Here is a 21,828-nt window from a genome sequence, read left to right as displayed (position 1 = left end):
TTAATAAAAAACTGGTGCGGTCGAGAAGACTCGAACTTCCACAGTGTTTCCACCACAGCGACCTCAACGCTGCGCGTCTACCAATTTCGCCACGACCGCCTGTTTTCTAGTAAGATTTGAATATCAGATGTTAGATCAGATATCAAGTGAATCAAAGAAAATTTCTAAGCTTCTTTCTTTTTAAGGCGATCTAAAAATACAAACCCACAGGCGCCAATGATTAAGCCTATAATAATCGTAGAAAAGGCAATTTTATAGGCAAAAGGAGAGTAGATACGTACCTCATTCACCAGGGCTCCCTCCCAACACATATCTAACAAGAATCCAATGATAGGCAGATAAACAAGCCCACTGAGCATATTAATGGTATTAACAGACCCCACCATAACTCCGCTGAGTTTTTTCGGGATGTTCGCGGTGACTAAGGCAAAGACTAGAATTTGATAGGAACAGAAAATACCCACAACAAAAAGGAATGTCACTAAAGCAGGGTAAGAAAAGTTGATAAACATAATCATTAACAGGGCCAAGGCCATTATTGCGCCAGACAGAGCAATGATTTTTCTGTATAAATCACGTTGAGTGCCCAAAATAGCCAAGACAGGCCCGCCCGTTGCCATGCCCACATAGATCATCGAGCACGCTTCCGCCGCATCTGGTTTTGTCAGTCCATAGACATGAACTAAATAAGACACACCCCAAACATCCGCAAAGGCGCATAGAGGGCCCGTTAGTAAGGCTCCGAAGAAAGCTACCCACAGAATGTTTTCTTTGACCATTAAGCGACCAAAATTTTTCAAAAATCCTTTTTCTAAAATTTCAAACTTTGCTCCCTGATCATGGGGTGTGTTCTGAACACAGGCATAAATGAACACAGAAATCAAAAATAGGGCAAGGCATATAAACAATAGGGTGTTTTGCCAACCATAGTGTTGGACCCATTCAGCTGTGGGTTTTCCGCCCGCAAAAGCTCCTAACAAGCCAACTGTTACAGTACAAGCCATAAAAAGAGAAAAATGCTTTTCCGGAAACCACAAGCGCAAGACTTTAGAAGCTGAGATAAAAGCAGCGGAAGAGCCCATCCCAATCATCAGCCGGGAAAGCAAGGCCAAAACCCAATCGTCCGTATAGGCAAACAATATACCTCCTAGGGCACAAAGCAAGGCTCCTGCCGCCGCAATGTACCGCGGTCCGTACATATCCAGCAACAACCCAATAGGAATTTGCATGCCAGCATACCCCATGTAGTACAAAGACATAAGCAAGCCAAAGCTGGTCGCATTAATTTCAAAGTGATTTAAAATGTCGTCGGCCATTACGTTGGGGGATACCCGCAACATAAACTGCAGAAAGAAAAAAGCTACCAGAGGTAACCACATAAAGAAAATTCGTATAAATTTATTCATAGTTTTAACCGCTTTCTCAGAAATGCAAGATCTCACAGTTTTGCGAAATAATCGTTCATTTATGGGGAAGCTATAACAAAATAATTTGCGCTGAGCAATAATAATGATACAGTCCAATGCTGAGCAATAATAATGATACAGTCCAATGCTGAGCAATAATAATGATACAGTCCAATAAGGGGAGGTTGTCGTGCGTAAAGTCTTCATTTCTTTATCTCTTATGGGATGCCTAGTTTTTCAAGCTAATGCAGCTCAAAAAACAGATTTCTCCGAACCCTATGAAAAAATCCATTTAGATGCTGTAGATCTGGATGCTCTTGACTTTCATAATGGGCGCTCTGCTCAGTATAAACTACAATTTCCAAAAGCGCCCATAATCCACACCTATAATCCCACAGATCAAAAAGATGATAAAAGCATTTCGACAACGGGTTTGGGGGTTCCTGTTATCTTGCTTAATGCTAAAATCCCCAATGAATTTCGAAAGGGATTACCTGATGTGCTAAAAACCCCAGCAGAAAAAAAACAAGAGTTGGATCAGCTAGATTTATTTTGGATTGTGCAAAATAATCCTTGGAACAAGGGGGCCGCTCTTTTGATGCGCCCTCACTATTGGACGGATCCTGATGCACCTTATGAGGGAATCTATAGCAAATCTCATCAACTCTATGGGTTTATTGCAGATGCTGATGGGGACTTCCGCTTAGCCAGCCCAAAATTTTCCATTTCCGTTCATCCTGCGGATCAAAAAATGATTGTTTCATCCCCTGCAGGCCCTGCGATTGTTGGATCTATTCCCGTTGAGGAAAATTTCAGTTTTTGGTCGCTTCTTGAAAATGGTCCTCGCACAGCTATCACCCTCCATTGGATTTTAAAAGACGAAGAATTTGATTTTCTGAAAAGTCGCATAGCTGACCAAACTTGCCTAGATGCCCTTTTTCAAGATTTATTAGAATCCCCCTTGAAAGAATTCTCAGGTTTTAAAAAACTTGCTGTATTTTTGGGTATCACGAAAAAAGAAGTTGCAGCTTCTGCTGAACCAAGCGGAGGAGAAGCTTAAACTATTTAAAAAGGATATTTTATGAAAAATAATTTGAAAAATAGTACAAATAAATCCCCGTTGTTTTGGTTGTTTCTAGCTCTTATTTTTGGAATTCCTTTTCTGGGGCAGGGGGCTTTAGAAGATGAAGCAATCGCAAAATCCCCTGCTAAGGAGGTATCTTTAGATGTCGATGCCCTTTCTACACTTCTTGCGTCGCAATCAATCAATAAAGTTATGAAATTCAGTTCTTATAAATCAGAACCTATGATTCTTCCTGAAATTAACCCTAGAACTTGCAAAAAAATTCCCGTTTTTAAAGAAAATAATGATGTTGTTTTTATTGTGACCCCCTTTACTTTAAGTTTGCAGTCAACAACTAAACAAATAACGATTTCGATGGACTCAAAGAAAGTTATCGATCGCGTTGAAGTAGCCGGTGTTCTGAAAAATCCGATTTTGAAGTCGGCTGATCAGATAATTCTTGGTTTTTTTGATATACCAAAAAAAAATCAGATTGGAGAAAAATTCTATCTGGAATCATATTTAGGTGGGATTGCTCAAGAGTCTTCTGAATTTTTTTGGAAATCCCCCCGATCTCTGATACCAGAAGATCAAGTTTTCTTTAATTCTTATGGGGATAAGATCTTTTTTTATGATTTTAAAGAGAACTCTATAAAGGTTATGGATTATAATGCTATGCCTACTAAAATTTTTAATGCTTATAGATTGCCCAAAGAAACTAATCCAGACAAAGTGCTTGCAGACGTTTTGCCTCTAGTAAGCAAAATCCTTTTTCGCGAAACTACGGAACAGCTATTGTTTATAGTTCGCCAACCATCAAAAAAAAGTGGCTATTTTATGGCGCTCAACGTCAATAGCCTTCAATGTACCTGCATCCACGAAAAGAATTTCTATCGTTATTCCCCAGTCGTTTTAAGTGATGATTACGAAAAAATCGTTTTAATGTCACCCCTTGAAAAAAGATTGATTATAATGGACCTAACACAAAAGAAATTTCTTCAGAAAATTGAGCTTGGAAAAACGCCTTCATTAGCCCTATTTAGCCATGATGGTCAGCATTTATTCGTTTCAACGCCAAACACTGTTGAAGTTATTAATATTAAAACAGGAGAAAACGACTCAATTGTTACAGATTGTCTCTTAAACTATATGACTTTAAGCAAAGACGATCATTACCTTTTGGTGATTTTAAAAACTCTAAACTATCCTATTTATAAGATTACCCTTAATTGGGACTAGTATAGTCTGTCTGAAAATTAATACTTCAAAATCTTATTCTGATAGTTCACGTCTGTATTCAGTAAGAGTCCGAAAGCAATCATCAGGGTGATCATAGACGTTCCCCCATAGGAAATCAGGGGCATGGGGACCCCCACAACCGGCACTAATCCCAAAACCATACACAGATTAATGGATAGATAAATAAAAATAGTCATGGTAATGCCAAAACTAAGCAATTGACCAAATTTTGTTTTATTTTTTAAGGCGATTTTTACCCCCATGGACAATAATAAAACATATAAAGTAATAAGAACCAAAGATCCCATCAGGCCAAATTCCTCAGAAAAAAGTGTGAAGATGAAATCTGTCTGTTTTTCTGGCAAAAAGTTCAGATATCCTTGGGTTCCCTTCAAATAGCCTTTCCCCAAAATCCCCCCCGATCCAATGGCAATTTTCGATTGCATGATGTGATACCCCGTTCCTTGAGGGTCTTTCTCAGGGTTTAAAAAAGTTAAAACGCGATTGCGCTGATAGTCCTTCAAAAAAGCCCAAGCAAAGGGGAGGCTGACTAAAAGGCCTATGCCAAGGGACAAAAAATACCACATGCGGACACCGGCAACGAATAGAATAGTTAGTCCAATTAAAACCAGCAAAATGGTGGTTCCCAAGTCTGGCTGCTTTAGCACGAAAAGAGCAGGCAAAAAAATCATACCCAAAGGAACAATCAGTTGGGTAGGTTTATATACGTCATCCGTGTTGAGGCGATGGAAATAGGTGGCAAGAGCTAAAACTAAGGACAGCTTGATTAATTCAGAAGGCTGCAGTTTAAAAAGATACAAATCAAGCCAACGTTGGGCACCCATCCCAACTTTTCCAAACAATTCAACGGCAACCAAACAGCAAAGGGCTGCTCCATAAAACAGATAAGAGGCATTAAACCACCACTGCAAATTGCTGATGGCAATTAGAATCATCAAGATAAATCCAAAAAGAAAACGTAGAATCTGAGGCAGAGCCCAGGGAAAGAAAGCGCCGCCAGCTGCAGAATATAGAGTCATAAACCCGATGCAAGACAGTAAGGTAATAACTAAAATCAATCGAATATTTAGGTTTTTAAGGCGATCGATAGGACTTAATAGATCATAATACATGGGCGTCTCCCGCATCTATGGTTTGGGCTCGTTTTTCTTTTTCTGTCATAAGTTCTTGAGTTTTTAAAAGAATATCTCGGGTTTTTGAAGCCGCAAAGCCAGAGCCCCAGCCTTCATGTTCTCCGATAACTATTGAAGCATACCGAGGAGCATGAGTAGGTGCAAAGGCCACAAAAATTGAAGTGTCGCGCAGATGCCAGGGAATTTGGCTGTCTGAGCGAAGGCCGGCCTGTCGTTCCGCCATGGTAATATGGCGCACCTGAGCCGTTGATGTTTTTCCACCCATTTCAAATTCAGGTATTTTAATGCGTGACCCATAGGCTGTTCCGTGGGGGTCATTCACGGCTTTTCCAAGGGCATTCATGACAAATTCCAGATGTTCAGGAGAAATATTTAAGGTGTCCTCTGAGGGGGCTTCAGCTGCTTCCATCGCCAGGTGAGGACGAATTCGGTGTCCCCCATTAGCAACCATAGCAATCATCGTGACCAGCTGCAGGGGTGACATCAAAACATACCCTTGACCAATGGATGTTAAAATTGTGTCACCCGGGTACCAGGCTTCTTTCTTAACGCGCTTCTTCCATTCCGGGTCTGCAATAAAGCCCGCGCGCTCAGCTGGGAGATCAATGCCCGTTTTTTCTTTTATGCCAAACAGTTTAGCCATTTCAAGCATAGGTTTTTCTTTTATTTTTAGGGCAGTTTCATAAAAATAAACGTCACAGGATTCATACAAGGCCCGTTCCATGTCCACATAGCCATGACCATTTTGCTTCCAGCGCCAGCAATGGAATTTGTGCTTTCCCAGCATCATATGGCCAGGGCAGTAGACCTTGTCCTTTGGATTAATGCCCGCCTTTAAGGCCGCTAGTGCAATCAAGATTTTAAAAGATGATCCCGGGCTGTAAAGACCTGAAATCGCCTTGTTAGTCATGGGGGAAAGAGGGTCATTGATAAGGGTATTCCATTTGTCTCTTGAAATGCCGTGGAAAAAGGCGCTGGGGTCGTATCCAGGAGTTGAAACCATGGTCAAGATTTCCCCTGTTTTAATGTCTAACACAACAGCGGCTGAGCTTTTATAGGGGGCTAGTAAGTCACCAGTGAATTTCTGCAAATCGTAGTCAATGGTCAGTTTCAAGGGTTGGCCTGATTGGGATGGAATGGTGGAAAGCTCTCGGATAGATCTACCTCGCGAATTGACTTCGATAATTTTCTGTCCTGAAACACCTCTTAAGCTTGATTCATACTGATATTCTAAGCCATTTTTTCCAATTTTAGCACCGGGAGAGATGAGTATTTTATCTTTTTGAACATCTTGTTGGTTGGGAGTGGAAATGTATCCCACAATTTGAGACGCCTCATGTTTTAAAAGATAGTTCCTAGCGTGTCCCTCTTGGGCATAAACCCCGGGGAGTTCTGTGTTGTAAAGCTCTAATTTTGACAGTTCCTCCCAACTGATGTCTTCTTTCAAAAGGGTTGGAAAAAATTTGGGACGTTTCTTTATATTTTTCAGAACTTCTTCCTGGGCCCAGGGGGAAAGATTCAAAATGCCTGAAACGGCTTTAACCATTTTGGGAATATCTGGAATGATGTCGGGCACAATATAGGCGTCATAGCTTCGAATGTTGGTGACTAGGGGGACACCCCAGCGGTCTAGCATTTCACCCCGATTAGCAAATTGAGGCCGGATCCGGGTTCGGTTGTCTTCTGCTAAAATTTTGTAATGGTTCCAATAGATAACCTGTAGAAAGAATAACCGCAGCAAAACCACAGCCAAGATGACAAACTGAATGCCGATCAGAAATCGAATACGTGTAAAAATCGATGATTGACTATGCTGGATCAACGGAACCTTTGCTTTATAATAAGTTTTTTAAGTAGAAGGTAAATAAAGGGGTAAACAAGAAAAGTTTTTCCACTGGCTTCAAAAACAGGCCCTATGGACAGCAATGTTTGGCTGAACAGGCAGGAAAAAAACCAGACAATTAGTTCAAATACGGTGATGCAAAATCCCAGGTATACCCATTGAATAGATAAATCGCTTTGGGTTAAGAACTTTTTATTTTGATCTATCAGCATGTAAAAAACCAGAAGTGCAAAAGTACTTTGCCCAAGGGGAGCCCCACTTAAAGAATCATTTAAAAGGCCAGCAAAAAAAACAAACCAAATAGGAAGAGACTCTTCAGAATACATCAGTATAAAAAATAATACGGCCAAGGTAATATCAATTTCTATAGGGAGAAAGCGCAATCCTTGGAAACGATCTAAGAAAACAGATATAAGCAAAAGAATAGAATTTTTTATGTGGGAAGTTTTTTCTGAGTAACTTCTAATTAGAACCATTTATGAAACCCGTAAAAATTGAGTGTCAGGGGCGGGCAGGGTAATGGAAACAAAGCTTAAGCTATCAAGGGTAACAAAGGGTTTGATGGAAATTTTTTCGTCCCCTATTTCGGCAACCTTACCTACGGGAATGCCTGCGGGAAATAAACCTCCAATACCTGATGTTTCAACAAGATCTCCCGGTTTTATTTTTGTGTTTTTTGGATAATACCTTAGATAAGGAGGATTATCATTATCGCCCACAAGGATGGCATGTTCATCTGCAGATCTAATCAGTACAGGAATTTTTGAGTTAAAGTCTGTTAGCAACAAAATACGGGTTGAAAAATGCCCTACATCTAAGGTGCGTCCCACAAGGCCTCGCTCTGTGACGACAGGTTGTTGGGGGGTAATGCCATCCTTGGTGCCGCTGCTGACCAAAATACTTTTGGCAAAAGGCGCGCCGGGGTAAGTGATGACTCGGGCTGTTGTGAAGGATTTTGCTTGTCCATCTTTAACATTGAGTAATTTTCTCAGTTCATTGTTTTCGCGTTGAAGGGAATTTAATAGAGGTTTTAGGGACTTTAATTCTTGATTTTCTTTTTCCAGCACCCTTAAGCGACTGTATGTTAACCCCCAATCTCGCACATGATTTTTGAAGCTTTCAAAGGCATCAAAGGGAATTAAAATAACCTCCATAACCGGAGTTGTAGCATCAGCCGTCAAAGAGCGGACTTTCCTGGTAAAAGGTGTGTCTGTATAGGTTGTTAACAGTAAAATGATAGACAGTAGAAAGAAAAAACAAACGAAAATGAAATTGCGATAGGCGTGAAACGTAAAACTGATCTTTTTTATCAGCGTTTTTCTTACATGAAATTTTGACGTATGCTCTTCAGAAAACAACCGATTATCCCTATTGCGGTTAAGCTTGTGAAATTAAAACATTCTTTAGTGTGTCAATATGTTCCAAAGTATATCCTGTGCCCAAGGCTACGCATGATAAAGGATCTTCTGCAATAGATACGGGCAAATGAGTTGCTGCCCGTAATACTTGATCAAGATCCCTTAACAATGACCCGCCCCCTGTTAGGACGATGCCTCGGTCCACAATATCTGCTGACAATTCTGGCGGCGTATTTTCCAAAGCTAATTTAACGGCTTCGATAATAGCAGCTACAGGCTCAGCTAAACTTTCTGCAATGTTCTTAGATGTGAGTGTAATTTCCTTAGGAATACCATTCATAAGGTCGCGCCCCTTAATTTTCATGCTTTTTTCTAAAGAAGGCTTACTTGCAGCAGATCCAATTTCTTTTTTGATACGTTCTGCGCTGGCTTCCCCAATTAACAAATTATGGTTGCGGCGAATGTAAGAAATAATAGCTTCATCCATTTTGTCGCCCCCAACACGGACAGATCTTGCAAACACAATGCCGCCCAAGGCGATAATAGCAACTTCCGTGGTGCCACCCCCAATATCAACCACCATAGATCCGGTCGGTTCTGTAACGGGAAGGCCAGCCCCAATGGCAGCTGCCATGCCTTCTTCAATCAGATACACGGCCCGGGCGCCCGCACTTTCGGCAGATTCTTGAATGGCGCGGCGCTCAACAGCTGTGGAGCCGGAAGGCACACAGATAATCACCTGAGGGCGAGCTAAAGTCATGCGATTGTTAATTTTGCGAATGAAGTGTTTGATCATTTCTTCAGCCACATCAAAGTCAGCGATCACACCATCTTGCAAAGGCCGAATGGCTTGAATGTGGCCAGGGGTGCGTCCTACCATAAGTTTGGCTTCTTCTCCCACGGCTAAAACTTGCTTTCTGCCCCCAAAATTAGACACAGCAACGACAGAGGGTTCATTTAAGACAATTCCCTTGCCATGCACATAAACTAAGGTATTAGCCGTCCCCAAATCAATGGCAATGTCAGATGAAAAATACTTAAAAAATTTTGATAAAAAAGACATCGTTAGCCCTCGTGCTACTTTTAGTGTTCTTTATATTTATAACGAATGGGGGTAGTGCTGTCGAGGATTTTGTTATGTCTTTTTTAGAAATTAAAAGTGGGGTCTGATTTTATAAATCGGTTCTCTAAAATCCAAGAATCCAAAGCTTATTTCATCAAAGCAGCAACACCGGGAAGGGTTTTACCCTCCATCCATTCTAAAAAGGCGCCGCCGGCCATGGATACATAGGTGAATTTTTCAAGCAAATGAAGATGTTCCAGGATAGAAGCCGTATCACCCCCGCCGCCCACACTCATTAGATGATGGGTTTCTGTGCGCTGAACAATATGTTGAGCCAGAGCTTTGGTGCCCCGGTCAAAAGGATGGATTTCTGCCAGACCAACGGGGCCGTTCCATACAAGGGTTTGGGCTGTGTCTATAGCATCATTTATAACCTGAATGGTCTTGGGGCCCAGATCCAAAATCATTTGATTTTCGGAGACATGACCCACGGAAACAGTCGTATGTTCTTTGCCGTCAGTTGCGGGGGCAATCACAACATCTGTGGGCAATATAAGGGTGCATCCCTTTTTGTGGGCTTTTTCCAAAATGCGCAAACACTCGGGCACCAGGGCTGGTTCCGCTAGGGACTTGCCAATAGGCTGTTTCTGGGCTAACAGGAAGGTATTCGCCATGCCGCCCCCCAAAGCAATCACATCCATTTTGTCTATTAAATTTTCGATCAGTTTTAGTTTTGTTGACACTTTTGCTCCCCCTAAAATAGCCATGACGGGGCGTTTGGGGTGAGTCAGTAAACTTTCCAGAACATGGACTTCTTTTTCAAATAGCCGCCCAGCACAATGGGGCAGCAGGCGGGGTAGGGCCTCAACCGACGCATGGGGCCGGTGGGAAACGGAAAAGGCATCGTTCACATAAATATCGCCTAACTGGGCCAGAGTCTTGGCAAATTTTGGGTCGTTGGATTCTTCCTCTGGATGAAAACGAATATTTTCTAGAAACAGAATTTCTTGGACCTTCAAGGTGTGGGACAATTTTTCAACCTGGGGTCCCACAGTTTCTGGGCAGAAATGTAGCGCAATTTTACCAGGAAGCAGCTTTTTAAATTCCTCAAAGACGGGACGCAAGGAAAGGGTTGGGTCTGGTTTTCCCTCGGGTCGTCCTAAGTGAGATAGAATAATAATCTTAGCGTGTTTCGCAAGCAGTTCTTGAATAGTCGGTAACACGGCCTTGATCCTGCTGTTATCAGCGACTGTATTATGGGGCCCCATGGGCACGTTGAAATCAACTCGTAATAGCACTGTTTTATCGGCAAAATCAAAAGAATCTAGGGTAGGGATTTTTTGTGTCATAGGTTGTTTGTCAAAAGTTTAATAATACTAAAAATAACAAGGGCAACCAATAAAAAGGGCAGTAGAGCTTTCCAACATAGGGACATCAGCTGATCATACCGCAAACGGGGAAGGGTAGCTCGAATCCAAATTGTTAAAAATAACAGGATAGACATTTTAAGGGCAAACCATACATACCCGGGCAGAATGATCATGTTCGCAAACACAGCATTCCAGCCCCCTAGAAATAACAAGGTGGTGAAAGCGCTTAGGAACAAAAGATGAAGGTATTCTCCCAAAAAGAAAAACCCAAACCCCATGGATGAATATTCCACGTGATAGCCCGCAACAAGCTCTGACTCAGCCTCGGGAAGATCAAAGGGCAGGCGGTTGGATTCTGCCAAGCCGGCAATCAAAAATACTACGAAAAAGGGGAACAGGGGCACAATGAACCACAGGTGTTCTTGCTCTTTCACGATGGCGGATAAGTTAAAGGTTCCTGACCACATGACGACAGTTAACAGCACAAAACCCAGGACAATTTCATAGGAAATAAATTGGGAAATAGCCCGAATGGTGCCTAAAAAGGCATATTTGGAACCGCTCGACCACCCAGCAATGAAAATGCCATAGACGGATAGGGCCATGACCACCATCAGGTAAAGGATGCCCATGTTTAGGTCAGCAAAGACTTTGCCTGAGTCGATCGGAATAACAGCCCAGACTGATAGGGAAAGGACCAGGGTGACGAAAGGGGCTGCCAAAAACAAAAATCTGTCAGCATTTTTGGGGGTAATATGTTCTTTTCGCAGAAGCTTGATGGCATCCGCAATGGGTTGTAATAGGCCGAAAAAACCCACCGTATTGGGGCCCTTACGCAACTGCATAGAAGCAATGATCTTGCGTTCAAAATACGTCAAATAAGCCACAGTTAAAAGTAGCCCGATGACGACACCCCCCATGCATACGAAGGTTTTAAATATGGAAAAAAGAACTGATACCATTGTGGTTAAAGTATTGCTGAGCTTTCAGGAATTGTAAACAATTTGGGATAAACTTTTTTTTAAACTTGTGAAAAGCACCAATCCCGTTTAAATTTTAGAAATGTCTTCTGCCACTGATAAAAAAACCTATACCATGAATTTTGGCCCGCAACATCCCGGCTCTCATGGAATATTGCGTTTAATTTTGGAACTGAATGGGGAAGTGATTGAGCGCACAGATCCTCACATTGGCCTATTGCATCGGGGCAAAGAAAAGCTGATTGAGCATAAAACCTATTTGCAGGCGCTGCCCTATTTTGATCGGTTGGATTATGTTTCCCCCATGTGTCAAGAACATGCTTTTGCTTTGGCGGTTGAGAAACTGTTGGGGATTGAGGCCCCTCTGCGCGCCCAATATATTCGGGTTATGTTTGCGGAACTGACCCGCATTGGAAATCACCTTTTGAATATTACAACTTTGGCCTTAGATCTGGGGGCTACTACGCCCATGCTCTGGGGGTTTGAGGAACGGGAAAAGATTATGGAGTTTTCTGAGAGGGTTTCTGGGGGGCGGCTCCATGCCTCTTATTTCAGGCCCGGTGGGGTTTCTAAAGATCTGCCTGAAGGGTTATTGAGGGATATCGAAAAATTCCTTCTTAAGCTTGGAAAAACCGTTAAGGATATTGAAAGACTTTTAACGGATAACGTGATTTTTCGTAAGCGCACCATGGGCGTGGGGGAAATTACGGCAGAAGAAGCCCAAGATTGGGGGCTTTCGGGGCCTTTGCTGCGGGCCGCAGGCGTTGTTTGGGACTTGCGCCGCCATCAACCCTATGATGTTTATGACCAGATGGAGTTTCAAATTCCCGTGGGTAAAACAGGAGATTCCTTTGACCGCTACTTGGTGCGGATTGAAGAGATTTACCAAAGTATTTCTATGGTCAGCCAATGTATTGAAAAAATGCCTCAGGGCAACATATCTGTGGATAATCACAAAATTACGCCCCCTAAGCGCTCAGACATGCATGAATCCATGGAATCTTTGATTCATCACTTTAAATTGTTTGCTGAGGGCTATAAGGTCCCAAAAGGGACAACTTATTGCGCGGTTGAGGCACCCAAAGGAGAGTTCGCCGTATACTTGGTGGCGGATGGCACTAGCCACCCTTATCGATGTAAAATTCGCAGTCCTGGGTTTGCAGCCTTGCAGGCTTTAGATTTTATCTCAAAGGGACATAGGCTTTCAGATATGAATGCGATTCTGGGCTCTTTGGATATTGTTATGGGAGAGGTTGATCGATGACAACTATTCCCGCAAAACGGTTTGTTTTTAGCAAAGAGGCAGCTGAAAAAGTTGCCCAAATTCAAAAGAAATATCCAATGGATCACAAGCAAGCAGCTTTGTTAGAGGTATTGATTCTGGCCCAAGAACAAAATCAGGGCTGGCTTTCTGTGCCCATTCTAGAGCATGTATCCCAAATTTTAGATGTTTCCTTTGTGAAAATATGGGAAGTGGTTACGTTTCATACGATGTTTCATACAAAACCTGTGGGCACTTTTTGCGTGCAAGTTTGTACCACAACGCCCTGTGGGTTAAGGGGTAGTTCCCAAGTCATGCGGGCCTGTCAACGATGGCTGGGCATAAAAGCGGATCAAACAACGGTGGATGGTATGTTTACGTTGAAAGAGGTAGACTGCTTGGGCGCTTGCGCGAATGCCCCCGTTATGAGGGTGAATGAAGATTACTATGAAGATTTGGATGAAGGCACAACGTTGGAAGTCTTAGAAGCTTTGGTTGATAAGAAAAAGAAGCTTGTGAAGGGATCTCAAAAAGGCCGCAAGTCATCGGAAGGTCAAGATGCTTAAAAAGAAAGATCGTATTTTCACGAATCTTCATGGGGCTGAGTCCTATAACTTGGCCGCAGCTTTGAAGCGGGGCGATTGGGATGATACCAAAAAATATATCCAAAAGGGCCATGATTGGCTGATTCAGGAAATCGAAAACTCAGGCTTGCGGGGGCGCGGTGGGGCTGGGTTTCCCACGGCTAAAAAATGGTCTTTCATTCATAAAGATTTGGGTAAGCCCATTTATTTGGTGGTGAATGCAGATGAAAGCGAACCAGGAACTTGCAAAGACAGGGAAATTCTGCGAAATGAACCCCATAAATTAATCGAAGGATCTTTAATCGCCGCGGCGGCTATTGGAGCCCGTACGGGATATATTTATGTGCGGGGGGAATATGGGGCTGAAGCCAAAATTTTGGAAGAAACTATTGCAGAGGCCTATGAGAAAAAGTTTTTAGGACAAGATAGTAAATTGGGTTGGGATTTTGATTTGCATGTGCACCGAGGAGCCGGGGCCTATATTTGTGGAGAAGAAACAGCTTTGTTGGAAAGTTTAGAAGGAAAACGAGGCATGCCCCGAGTGAAGCCCCCTTTTCCGGCCGTGAGTGGTTTATTCGGATGTCCTACCTTGATCAATAATGTGGAAACCCTAGCTATGGTGCCTACCATCCTGAGACGAGGGGCAGACTGGTTCGCGGGATTGGGTGTAGGCGACAGCAAAGGCACCAAGATTTTTTGTTTGTCAGGACACGTGAATAAGCCCTGTACAGTTGAAGAGGAACTGGGCATTCCCATGAAAGACCTGATCGAAAAGCATGGCGGTGGCGTTATTGGTGGTTGGGATAATCTGCAGGCAGTGATTCCTGGGGGATCGTCTGTTTCTTTGTTGCCCAAGGATATTTGCGACACGGTTACGATGGATTTTGAGGCTTTATCAGCGGCGGGGTCTGGCCTTGGGACAGGCGGCGTGATTGTCATGGATCAATCAACTGATATTGTGAAAGCCATTACTAGGTTAGCCAAGTTTTATAAGGAAGAAAGTTGTGGTCAGTGTACGCCTTGTCGGGAGGGAACGGGCTGGGTGTGGCGCCTGCTAGAGCGCATGTGTTCGGGTAATGCTACCGTGCAAGAAATTGACCAATTAGAACAAATCACCCGCCATATGGAAGGCCACACGATTTGCGCCTTTGGAGAGGCAGCTGCCTGGCCGGTGCAAGGTTTGATCCGCCATTTCAGACCAGAAATAGAAAAACGGATTCAGATGTACCATGGGGTTGTGGGGAGCAAGAATGCTTAAAGATATAGAAAAAACCAAAAAAATATCTATAACCATTAATGGAAAAGTCGTTAAGTGTGACAAAGGGGCATCAATCCTTCAGGCCTGTCAACAAGAAGAAATTCCGATTCCTGTTTTGTGTTATCACGAAAAGCTAAAGGTAGCTGGTAATTGCCGTATGTGCTTGGTTGAGGTTGCAGGGTGCCATAAGCTGGTGGCTTCTTGCGCAACCCCTGCTACAGACAAAATGGAAATTTTCACAGAAAGTCCCGTTGTTAAAGATTCCCAAAAGGGGAATTTGGAATTTCTGCTGATCAATCACCCCTTGGATTGTCCCGTTTGTGACCGAGGAGGCGATTGTGATTTGCAAGATGCTAGCATGGATTTCGGTCTGGATCGAGGGAGTTTTTGGGAACCCAAACATGCGGTTCTTCATAAGGATTTTGGCCCCCTGATTGGAACAGCTATGGAAAGATGCATCCACTGTAATCGCTGTGTGCGCTTTGCTCAAGACATTGCGGGGGTGTCAGAAATCGGGGTTTTTGGCCGGGGGGAAACTTTAGAAATCAATACGGTTTTGGGACAAGTGGTGACCTCAGAACTTTCAGGCAACATGATTGACCTGTGTCCCGTGGGGGCCTTGAATTCAAAGCCTTATGGCAGCAGAGCCCGCCCGTGGGAATTGACACACTATCCATCTATTGATGTGACGGACGCTGTGGGGTCTCATGTTAATCTGCATGTTAAAAATGACGAGGTTATGCGTGTGGTTCCCCGCCTTAAAGAAGAAATCAACGAAGAGTGGATCTCAGATAAAGCCCGATTTTCCTATGATGGATTTAATATTCAGCGGTTAGATACTCCCTATATTCGAAAGGAGGGGGTTTTATACCCTGTCAGTTGGATTGATGCCCTAAAAACGGTGGTGAAGAAGTTAACTTCTATTGCCCCCCATGAAATTGGCGTGATTGCGGGGAATTTGATGGATGTGGAGACATTGTTTTTAATGAGGCAATTGCTTGACAGTATGGGGGTAATTCATCGGGACTGTCGCCAAGAAATGGGTTTTCTTCCGATGACCGAACGGGGGGATTACCTGTTCAATACTACCATTCAAGGCATTGAAGATTCGGATGCCTGTTTACTGGTGGGGACGAACCCAAGATTGGAAGCTAGCCTGATCAATGTGCGTTTGAAAAAGCGCTCTATGCAGGGGGATTTTTCTGTGGGATTAGTGGGCCCGCACGTTGATTTGACTTATGCCTATGAGCATCTATCGGACACAGCAGCGGTTTTAAATGATATTTTAGCCAATAAACATCCCTTCTCTAAGGTTTTGAAGAAGGCCAAACGACCTATGTTGATACTAGGGCAGGGGGCCTTAACCAGTTTAGAAGGGGAAGCCATTTACAAAACGTGCCGGGCCATTGCTCAAGAGTTTGGGTTGATTCAAGAAGATTGGAACGGATTTAACGTGCTGCATACGGCCGCGGGGAGAGTTGGAGGCCTGGAAGTAGGCTTTGTGCCCAAGGATGATGGATATGATGTGGCTAACATGTTAAAAGCAGCTCGGGCAGGGCGCTTACAGGTTATTTATTTGCTGGGGGCTGACGAAGTTCCTTTACAAACTTTGGGGGATGCTTTTGTTATTTATCAGGGGCATCATGGGGACGCGGGCGCCAACAGGGCGGACGTTATTTTTCCTGGGGCGGCCTCAATAGAAAAGGATGCTCTGTATGTGAATACGGAGGGGCGCGCTCAAGAGGCCTTGCGCGTCAGAGAACCCTTGGGAGAAGCCCGAGAGGACTGGAAAATTATTCGGGGATTATCGGAAGTTATTGGACGCAAATTGCCCTATAATACACGGGAAGAAATTTTGAAAGATCTTCAGAAAATGTACCCTGTTTTTTCCAAAATCGGTGACGTATTTCCTGGAGAATGCACGGCTATGCATGAGCCTAAGAAAATTAGTTCAGGGTTTTTGAAACCATTTATTACTAACTTTTACATGACAGATGTGATAGGGCGGTGTTCGCCCGTTATGGCGTCTTGTAAGCAGTGAGTGCTTCCGTTAAATAGTATTTGACAAAAATAAGCACTAGTTATACCAATCATAGTAAGCAGGAGGGGCCTGTAGTTCAGTTGGTTAGAACTCACCGCTCATAACGGTGCTGTCGCAGGTTCGAGTCCTGCCGGGCCCACCAGTTTCCCTTTAAATGCTCTTTATATTAGCTTCTAGCTGACCTTCTCTTGACATATGGGTGTTTATGGGTGTATTTTTGGGTGTGGGGAAATAAAATGCTCAAAACTGAATCAATAATAATTACTCCAGAGATGCTATCTCTTATCTCTGAAATCGATGAATTTAAAGGCTCTTGGAAAGCTCTTGGAACTTTGGCTCCTGAACGATTAAATGCCTTAAGGAAGATTGCAACTATTGAAAGTGTTGGATCCTCGACTCGAATAGAGGGAAGCAGATTATCAGACAAAGAAGTTGAGCTTCTTCTTTCTAATTTAAAAATAAAGTCATTTGGAAGCAGAGATGAACAGGAAGTCGCCGGATATGCAGATATCATGGAAACTATATTTGAGTCCTGGAAAGAGATTCGGATAACTGAAAATTTTATCCGTCAGTTGCATCGAGACTTGCTTGCATATGGCGAGAAAGATGAATGGCATCGAGGCGCCTACAAGACTTCATCTAATCGAGTGGCTGCCTTTAATGAAAAGGGGGAAGAAGTTGGAACAATTTTTGAAACGGCCACTCCATTTGAGACTCCTCATCGGATGAATGAGCTTCTAACTTGGTATAGTCATGCGGAAAAAGAAAAGAAGCTTCACCCCTTATTGGTGACGGGTATTTTTATCGTTGTATTTCTAGAAATTCATCCCTTTCAAGATGGAAATGGCAGATTGAGCCGAATTCTTACAACCCTTCTTTTAATGCAACATGGGTATACCTATGTTCCTTACAGCTCTCTTGAAAGCATTATCGAACAAAGCAAAAAAGGCTATTATTTAGCTCTTCCGCAAACTCAGCAAACGATAAGGACAAAGGTTCCTAATTGGAATCCTTGGCTTCTTTTTTTGCTGAAAGCTCTACAACAACAAATGCGTCGATTGGCCCAAAAAATGGAAAAGGAAAAAATTATCCTTGTTTCTCTTTCCTCCTTGTCTATTACGATTTTAGATTATGCAAAACAACACGGACGACTGACGATGAAAGACATGATAAAAATAACGAATGCTAGCCGTAATACATTAAAAGATCATTTTAAACGGCTTGTGATTTCAAACTATCTGAAAAAACATGGGGAAGGGAAGGGGACCTGGTATAGTGTTCTATAAGCGTTCTGTTGGTTAAAGCTCGCCGCTCATAACGGTGCTGTCGCAGGTTCGAGTCCTGCCGGGCCCACCAGTTTCCTTTCAATTTCAACAAATTTTTTAAGTCAAGAAAAAATGATTTAATTTTTTTTAAAAAGTTTGTTGACACTGTGGATAAGTCCGTATAGTTTTTCCATTAGTTTTACAAAATAAGGTTTTAAAAATATGGCTAATCATCAATCTGCTAAAAAAAGAGCACTACAGACAGTAACATGCACAGCGCGTAATAAATCAACATTAAGTCGCATGCGTAACTTGGTGAAAAAAGTCGAAGAACAAATTAAAGCCAAGGACGCAACCAAGGCTACGGAGCTTTTTAACATGGCGCAGTCTGTCGTTATGAAGACAGCGCAAAAAGGTATTATTCATAAGAATAATGCTGGACGTAAGCTTTCACGGCTTGTGTCACGTATTAAGAAAATATAAGAAATCAAGCTTTTTCCGTCATCTAGACAGGGTAGATGGTGGTAAATTTAGGTAACAATAATCCTTTTTAGGGGTTCAATTGACAGATCAATACAAAGCATGGTCACATGTGCAGTCTGAATTTCCGGTGATTTTCGGGGAAACGGCCTGCAAAGGGTGGCTTAAATTTTTAAAGTTTGAAGAAGACGTAGGGGGAAAAGTTATTCTTTCCGTGCCTTCTCGCTTTATCAAGGATTGGATCAGTACCCGTTACCTTCCCAGAATTTTAGAGTTATGGCGTCAGCAGGCCCCCACTATTTATGGCATCGACATTGTGACTAACCTGCCCACAGAATCTGTGGCCGCAACGGTTATTGAAAACAGCTCAACCACTCGCTACACCATGGATAGCTTAACAGCGGGTTTGGATCCTCGATTTACATTTGATAATTTTATTGTGGGCAAGCCTAATGAACTGGCCTATGCAGCAGCCCGTCGTGTGGCTGAGGCAGACCAAGTTTATTTCAACCCTCTTTTTCTTTATGGGGGCGTGGGCTTAGGTAAAACCCACTTGATGCATGCGGTTGCTTGGCAATTGCACCAATCTCACCCGGAACGTAAAGTTATTTACATGTCGGCTGAAAAGTTCATGTATCAATTCATTCGGGCTTTGCGCCAAAAGGATATGATGAGCTTCCGTGATCAATTTCGATCTGTTGATGTGTTGATGATTGATGATGTTCAGTTTATCAGTGGAAAAGACTCAACCCAGGAAGAATTTTTCCATACGTTTAATGCGTTGATTGACCAAAAGCGTCAAATTATTCTGTCGGCGGATAAATCACCTGCAGAACTGCGCGGTATTGAAGAACGTATGCGGTCGCGGCTAGGCTGGGGGCTGGTGGCTGATATTCATCCCACAACCTATGAACTGCGGTTGGGCATTTTGCAGTCTAAGGCGGAAAGCCTGCCTTTTAAGATTCAGGACGAGGTTTTGGAATTTCTGGCCCATAAAATTACATCCAACATTCGCGAGCTTGAAGGCGCCTTGAATCGCATTGTGGCCCATGCCACTCTGGTGGGGGGCGATATCAACTTAGAGACAACCCAAGAGGCCCTGCGAGATCTTTTAAGAGCAAACGAAAAACATATTACGGTTGAAGAGATTCAACGCATTGTGTCCCAGCATTTTAATCTGAAAATTGCTGACATGCATTCAAACAAGCGCTTGCGAACCATGGCACGCCCAAGGCAAATTGCCATGTACCTGTCAAAAGACCTAACATCTAAATCCTTGCCAGAAATTGGTCGTAAATTTGGGGGCAGGGACCACACAACGGTTATTCATGCGGTCAAGACAGTGCAGGCTTTGATGAAGGATGATCCCAGTTTCCGCGACGATGTGCAACATCTTCACAGAATGTTGGGGCGCTCTTCTTAGATGAATCTATTGCTTTAAAGCATATTTTTCATTATAAAAAGGAACGATTTTTTATTTAAGAAAGGTTAGTTATGACAGAAAAAACCAACAAAGGGGCATCGAGTCAAAAAGTTGCCATTGATACCGGGGCAATTACGACTCTGGCCGAGCTTCTTAAAAAAACGGATTTAACGGATATAGAGTATGAGTCTCATGGCTGCCGTATTCGAGTATCTCGCCATATTTCTGTTGTGTCTCATGCAGCGCCTGTTCATGCAGCGCCTGTTCATGCAACGCCTGTGGTTCACGCCGCTTCTGGGGCAGCGCCTGAACGTAAAGACCATATGGATATAGACAACCATCCCGGCCTTGTCAAATCATTGATGGTGGGGACTTTTTATCTTTCCCCTAAACCAGGCTCCCCTGCATTTGTCGAGGTGGGAACCGTTGTGAAAGAAGGGCAAACTTTGGGCATTATTGAGGCCATGAAAGTGATGAACCCTTTGAAATCACCTCGTTCTGGAAAGGTCACAACTATTCTGGTGGAAGATGCTCACCCCGTTGAGTACGATCAACCTCTCTTTATCATTGAGTAATTCGGAATGAAAATCAAAAAAGTATTGATAGCCAACCGCGGAGAAATTGCTTTACGCATTCTGCGGGCCTGTCGAGAAATGGGAATTTTAACGGTTGCAGTTCATTCTAAGGCCGATGGAGATGCCATGCATGTGCGTCTAGCGGATGAACGAGTTTGCATAGGGCCTGCCTCTGCCAAGGAAAGCTATTTGAATATTCCAGCCATACTGGCTGCTGCTGAAGTGACAGGGGCTGACGCCATCCATCCTGGGTATGGATTTCTGGCAGAAAATGCGGTCTTTGCCCGTATGGTTGAAGAACACGGTATGATTTTTATTGGGCCCACGCCCGAACATATTGCCTTGATGGGTGATAAAATTACGGGCAAAACCATGGTTAAAGAGTTGGGTCTTCCCGTGGTTCCTGGTTCTGACGGAGCTGTGACTTCGGGTGAAAAGGCCTTAAAAACAGCCCAGGCTATGGGATATCCTATTCTTATAAAAGCTACAGCTGGTGGTGGTGGTAAGGGTATGAAAGTGGCACACTCGGACGATGAGTTGCTGGAAGCTATTGATGTAGCCCGTATGGAAGCTAAATCAAACTTTGGAAATGAAGATGTATTTATGGAAAAATACCTTCAAAAACCCCGCCACATTGAAGTTCAGATTTTAGCGGATCAGCATGGAAATGTCGTTCACTTGGGTGAACGGGATTGCTCAATTCAAAGACGCCATCAAAAAGTATGGGAAGAAGCTTTATCCCCTGCGCTAACCGAAGCTGAACGCAATGATATTGGCATGAAAGCGGCCAATGCTATGAAAAAGTTGGGATACCGGGGGCTGGGAACCATTGAATTTTTGTATGAAGATGGGAACTTCTACTTCATTGAAATGAATACGCGTGTTCAGGTAGAACACCCTGTGACTGAGTTAGTTACAGGCATTGACTTGGTGCAACAGCAGATTCGTGTGGCGGGGGGCGAAAAACTACCTTTCACCCAGAAAGACATTAAGTTTACGGGGCACGCCATTGAATGCCGCATTAATGCCGAGCATCCAGAAACCTTTATGCCGTCTCCTGGAAAAATAGATTATTACCATGCTCCTGGAGGGTTTGGGGTGCGGGTTGATAGCGCTGTTTATGCGGGGTATAAAATCCCTCCTTATTATGATAGTTTGATCTCCAAGTTGATTGTCCACGGGAAAGACCGCCAAGACTGTCTGGATCGCCTAAAACGGGCTCTAGACGAATATGTGATTTCAGGAATTCAAACAAATCTGCCTCTCCATCGCAAGTTAGTGGTGCACCCAGATATGCGGCGTGGGGATTATAACATCCATTGGTTGGAACGGGTTTTCCTAAAAAATTAGTCCCCTTTCTTTTAGTCTATCTTCCATAATGTGTAAAAATGGAGAAGGTGGAGATTTAAATTTGGGGCTGAAGTAGCTAAGACCTAAAAGAGGGTCTATAATAGCTAGAATGTAT

19 protein-coding genes and 2 tRNA genes are annotated in these 21,828 nt (G+C 43.2%); 12 read left to right on the top strand and 9 right to left on the bottom strand.

Translation table 11 applies throughout. The features are described 5' to 3' along the window. Positions 1 to 12: 12 nt before the first annotated feature. Both WCG05_02765 and WCG05_02760 read right to left on the bottom strand, forming a co-directional pair. Positions 13 to 99 (bottom strand) — tRNA-Leu (locus tag WCG05_02765). A 65-nt stretch (positions 100 to 164) separates the two neighbouring features. Continuing rightward, positions 165 to 1,406, bottom strand: coding sequence for an MFS transporter (locus tag WCG05_02760; GenBank protein ID MEI8320916.1), 1,242 nt, complete (start codon positions 1,404 to 1,406; stop codon positions 165 to 167). 190 nt (positions 1,407 to 1,596) lie between these two features. Here WCG05_02760 and WCG05_02755 point away from each other — a divergent pair, with 190 nt between their 5' ends. After that, positions 1,597 to 2,466, top strand: coding sequence for a hypothetical protein (locus WCG05_02755; protein MEI8320915.1), 870 nt, complete (start codon positions 1,597 to 1,599; stop codon positions 2,464 to 2,466). A 21-nt stretch (positions 2,467 to 2,487) separates the two neighbouring features. Beyond that, complete coding sequence (locus WCG05_02750) at positions 2,488 to 3,708, top strand: hypothetical protein (protein ID MEI8320914.1); 1,221 nt, start codon at positions 2,488 to 2,490, stop codon at positions 3,706 to 3,708. 17 nt (positions 3,709 to 3,725) lie between these two features. Here the strand turns inward: WCG05_02750 and rodA are convergent, their stop codons facing one another. The 7 genes from rodA to nuoH all read right to left on the bottom strand — a co-directional run bounded on the left by rodA (position 3,726) and on the right by nuoH (position 11,416). Beyond that, a complete protein-coding gene (gene rodA / locus WCG05_02745) occupies positions 3,726 to 4,841 on the bottom strand; it encodes a rod shape-determining protein RodA (GenBank protein ID MEI8320913.1) in 1,116 nt (371 codons plus the stop codon). Further along, positions 4,831 to 6,684 carry a penicillin-binding protein 2 gene (gene mrdA, locus WCG05_02740; GenBank protein MEI8320912.1) on the bottom strand — a complete coding sequence of 618 codons (1,854 nt, stop codon included), beginning with the start codon at positions 6,682 to 6,684 and terminating at the stop codon, positions 4,831 to 4,833. Before mrdA ends, rodA begins: the two co-directional genes overlap by 11 nt. Beyond that, complete coding sequence (gene mreD / locus WCG05_02735; GenBank protein MEI8320911.1) at positions 6,681 to 7,181, bottom strand: rod shape-determining protein MreD; 501 nt, start codon at positions 7,179 to 7,181, stop codon at positions 6,681 to 6,683. The genes mrdA and mreD overlap by 4 nt, the downstream gene beginning before the upstream one ends. Then, positions 7,182 to 8,063: a rod shape-determining protein MreC gene (gene mreC, locus WCG05_02730; GenBank protein ID MEI8320910.1), complete on the bottom strand. Its 882-nt coding sequence runs from the start codon at positions 8,061 to 8,063 to the stop codon at positions 7,182 to 7,184. Between the two features lie 19 nt (positions 8,064 to 8,082). Continuing rightward, the gene (locus WCG05_02725; GenBank protein MEI8320909.1) at positions 8,083 to 9,126 is read right to left on the bottom strand and encodes a rod shape-determining protein; all 1,044 of its coding nucleotides are present in this window, start codon (positions 9,124 to 9,126) and stop codon (positions 8,083 to 8,085) included. 146 nt (positions 9,127 to 9,272) lie between these two features. Further along, complete coding sequence (locus WCG05_02720; protein ID MEI8320908.1) at positions 9,273 to 10,475, bottom strand: phosphoglycerate kinase; 1,203 nt, start codon at positions 10,473 to 10,475, stop codon at positions 9,273 to 9,275. Further along, positions 10,472 to 11,416 carry an NADH-quinone oxidoreductase subunit NuoH gene (gene nuoH, locus WCG05_02715; GenBank protein ID MEI8320907.1) on the bottom strand — a complete coding sequence of 315 codons (945 nt, stop codon included), beginning with the start codon at positions 11,414 to 11,416 and terminating at the stop codon, positions 10,472 to 10,474. Before nuoH ends, WCG05_02720 begins: the two co-directional genes overlap by 4 nt. 142 nt (positions 11,417 to 11,558) lie before the next feature. On the opposite strand from nuoH, the gene WCG05_02710 reads away from it, so the two are divergent. The 10 genes from WCG05_02710 to accC all read left to right on the top strand — a co-directional run bounded on the left by WCG05_02710 (position 11,559) and on the right by accC (position 21,713). Beyond that, positions 11,559 to 12,740 (top strand): NADH-quinone oxidoreductase subunit D, encoded by a 1,182-nt coding sequence (locus WCG05_02710; GenBank protein ID MEI8320906.1) that lies wholly within the window; start codon positions 11,559 to 11,561, stop codon positions 12,738 to 12,740. Beyond that, positions 12,737 to 13,303 carry an NAD(P)H-dependent oxidoreductase subunit E gene (locus WCG05_02705; GenBank protein ID MEI8320905.1) on the top strand — a complete coding sequence of 189 codons (567 nt, stop codon included), beginning with the start codon at positions 12,737 to 12,739 and terminating at the stop codon, positions 13,301 to 13,303. Before WCG05_02710 ends, WCG05_02705 begins: the two co-directional genes overlap by 4 nt. Beyond that, positions 13,296 to 14,579 (top strand): NADH-quinone oxidoreductase subunit NuoF, encoded by a 1,284-nt coding sequence (nuoF, locus tag WCG05_02700; protein ID MEI8320904.1) that lies wholly within the window; start codon positions 13,296 to 13,298, stop codon positions 14,577 to 14,579. Before WCG05_02705 ends, nuoF begins: the two co-directional genes overlap by 8 nt. Next, entirely contained in the window at positions 14,572 to 16,620 is a 2,049-nt protein-coding gene (nuoG, locus tag WCG05_02695; protein ID MEI8320903.1) for an NADH-quinone oxidoreductase subunit NuoG, read from the top strand. Before nuoF ends, nuoG begins: the two co-directional genes overlap by 8 nt. Positions 16,621 to 16,685: 65 nt before the next feature. Beyond that, positions 16,686 to 16,762, top strand: a tRNA-Ile gene (locus tag WCG05_02690). 94 nt (positions 16,763 to 16,856) lie between these two features. After that, positions 16,857 to 17,906 (top strand): Fic family protein, encoded by a 1,050-nt coding sequence (locus WCG05_02685; GenBank protein ID MEI8320902.1) that lies wholly within the window; start codon positions 16,857 to 16,859, stop codon positions 17,904 to 17,906. A 201-nt stretch (positions 17,907 to 18,107) separates the two neighbouring features. Next, on the top strand, positions 18,108 to 18,368 hold the full coding sequence (gene rpsT / locus WCG05_02680; GenBank protein MEI8320901.1) for a 30S ribosomal protein S20: 261 nt from the start codon (positions 18,108 to 18,110) through the stop codon (positions 18,366 to 18,368). A gap of 79 nt (positions 18,369 to 18,447) precedes the next feature. Beyond that, the gene (gene dnaA, locus WCG05_02675; GenBank protein MEI8320900.1) at positions 18,448 to 19,788 is read left to right on the top strand and encodes a chromosomal replication initiator protein DnaA; all 1,341 of its coding nucleotides are present in this window, start codon (positions 18,448 to 18,450) and stop codon (positions 19,786 to 19,788) included. A 71-nt stretch (positions 19,789 to 19,859) separates the two neighbouring features. After that, positions 19,860 to 20,363 carry an acetyl-CoA carboxylase biotin carboxyl carrier protein gene (gene accB / locus WCG05_02670; GenBank protein MEI8320899.1) on the top strand — a complete coding sequence of 168 codons (504 nt, stop codon included), beginning with the start codon at positions 19,860 to 19,862 and terminating at the stop codon, positions 20,361 to 20,363. 6 nt (positions 20,364 to 20,369) lie between these two features. Continuing rightward, a complete protein-coding gene (gene accC / locus WCG05_02665; GenBank protein ID MEI8320898.1) occupies positions 20,370 to 21,713 on the top strand; it encodes an acetyl-CoA carboxylase biotin carboxylase subunit in 1,344 nt (447 codons plus the stop codon). Positions 21,714 to 21,828 lie beyond the last annotated feature (115 nt).

It is taken from the genome of Alphaproteobacteria bacterium, from assembly GCA_037146715.1.
GTDB lineage: Bacteria > Pseudomonadota > Alphaproteobacteria > UBA7879 > UBA5542 > JBAWWO01.
Note: the sequence above shows the minus strand (reverse complement) of the source record. Positions and strands in the feature narration are given on the sequence as shown.

What these genes read in the sequence shown, in the direction of transcription:
- mreD (MEI8320911.1), bottom strand. Translation starts at nt 7,181, where the DNA reads ATGGTTCTAATTAGAAGTTACTCAGAAAAAACTTCCCACATAAAAAAT.
- WCG05_02710 (MEI8320906.1), top strand. Translation starts at nt 11,559, where the DNA reads ATGTCTTCTGCCACTGATAAAAAAACCTATACCATGAATTTTGGCCCG.
- nuoG (MEI8320903.1), top strand. Translation starts at nt 14,572, where the DNA reads ATGCTTAAAGATATAGAAAAAACCAAAAAAATATCTATAACCATTAAT.
- WCG05_02705 (MEI8320905.1), top strand. Translation starts at nt 12,737, where the DNA reads ATGACAACTATTCCCGCAAAACGGTTTGTTTTTAGCAAAGAGGCAGCT.
- accC (MEI8320898.1), top strand. Translation starts at nt 20,370, where the DNA reads ATGAAAATCAAAAAAGTATTGATAGCCAACCGCGGAGAAATTGCTTTA.
- accB (MEI8320899.1), top strand. Translation starts at nt 19,860, where the DNA reads ATGACAGAAAAAACCAACAAAGGGGCATCGAGTCAAAAAGTTGCCATT.
- WCG05_02750 (MEI8320914.1), top strand. Translation starts at nt 2,488, where the DNA reads ATGAAAAATAATTTGAAAAATAGTACAAATAAATCCCCGTTGTTTTGG.
- nuoH (MEI8320907.1), bottom strand. Translation starts at nt 11,416, where the DNA reads ATGGGGGGTGTCGTCATCGGGCTACTTTTAACTGTGGCTTATTTGACG.
- nuoF (MEI8320904.1), top strand. Translation starts at nt 13,296, where the DNA reads ATGCTTAAAAAGAAAGATCGTATTTTCACGAATCTTCATGGGGCTGAG.
- rpsT (MEI8320901.1), top strand. Translation starts at nt 18,108, where the DNA reads ATGGCTAATCATCAATCTGCTAAAAAAAGAGCACTACAGACAGTAACA.
- WCG05_02725 (MEI8320909.1), bottom strand. Translation starts at nt 9,126, where the DNA reads ATGTCTTTTTTATCAAAATTTTTTAAGTATTTTTCATCTGACATTGCC.
- rodA (MEI8320913.1), bottom strand. Translation starts at nt 4,841, where the DNA reads ATGTATTATGATCTATTAAGTCCTATCGATCGCCTTAAAAACCTAAAT.
- WCG05_02760 (MEI8320916.1), bottom strand. Translation starts at nt 1,406, where the DNA reads ATGAATAAATTTATACGAATTTTCTTTATGTGGTTACCTCTGGTAGCT.
- WCG05_02685 (MEI8320902.1), top strand. Translation starts at nt 16,857, where the DNA reads ATGCTCAAAACTGAATCAATAATAATTACTCCAGAGATGCTATCTCTT.
- WCG05_02720 (MEI8320908.1), bottom strand. Translation starts at nt 10,475, where the DNA reads ATGACACAAAAAATCCCTACCCTAGATTCTTTTGATTTTGCCGATAAA.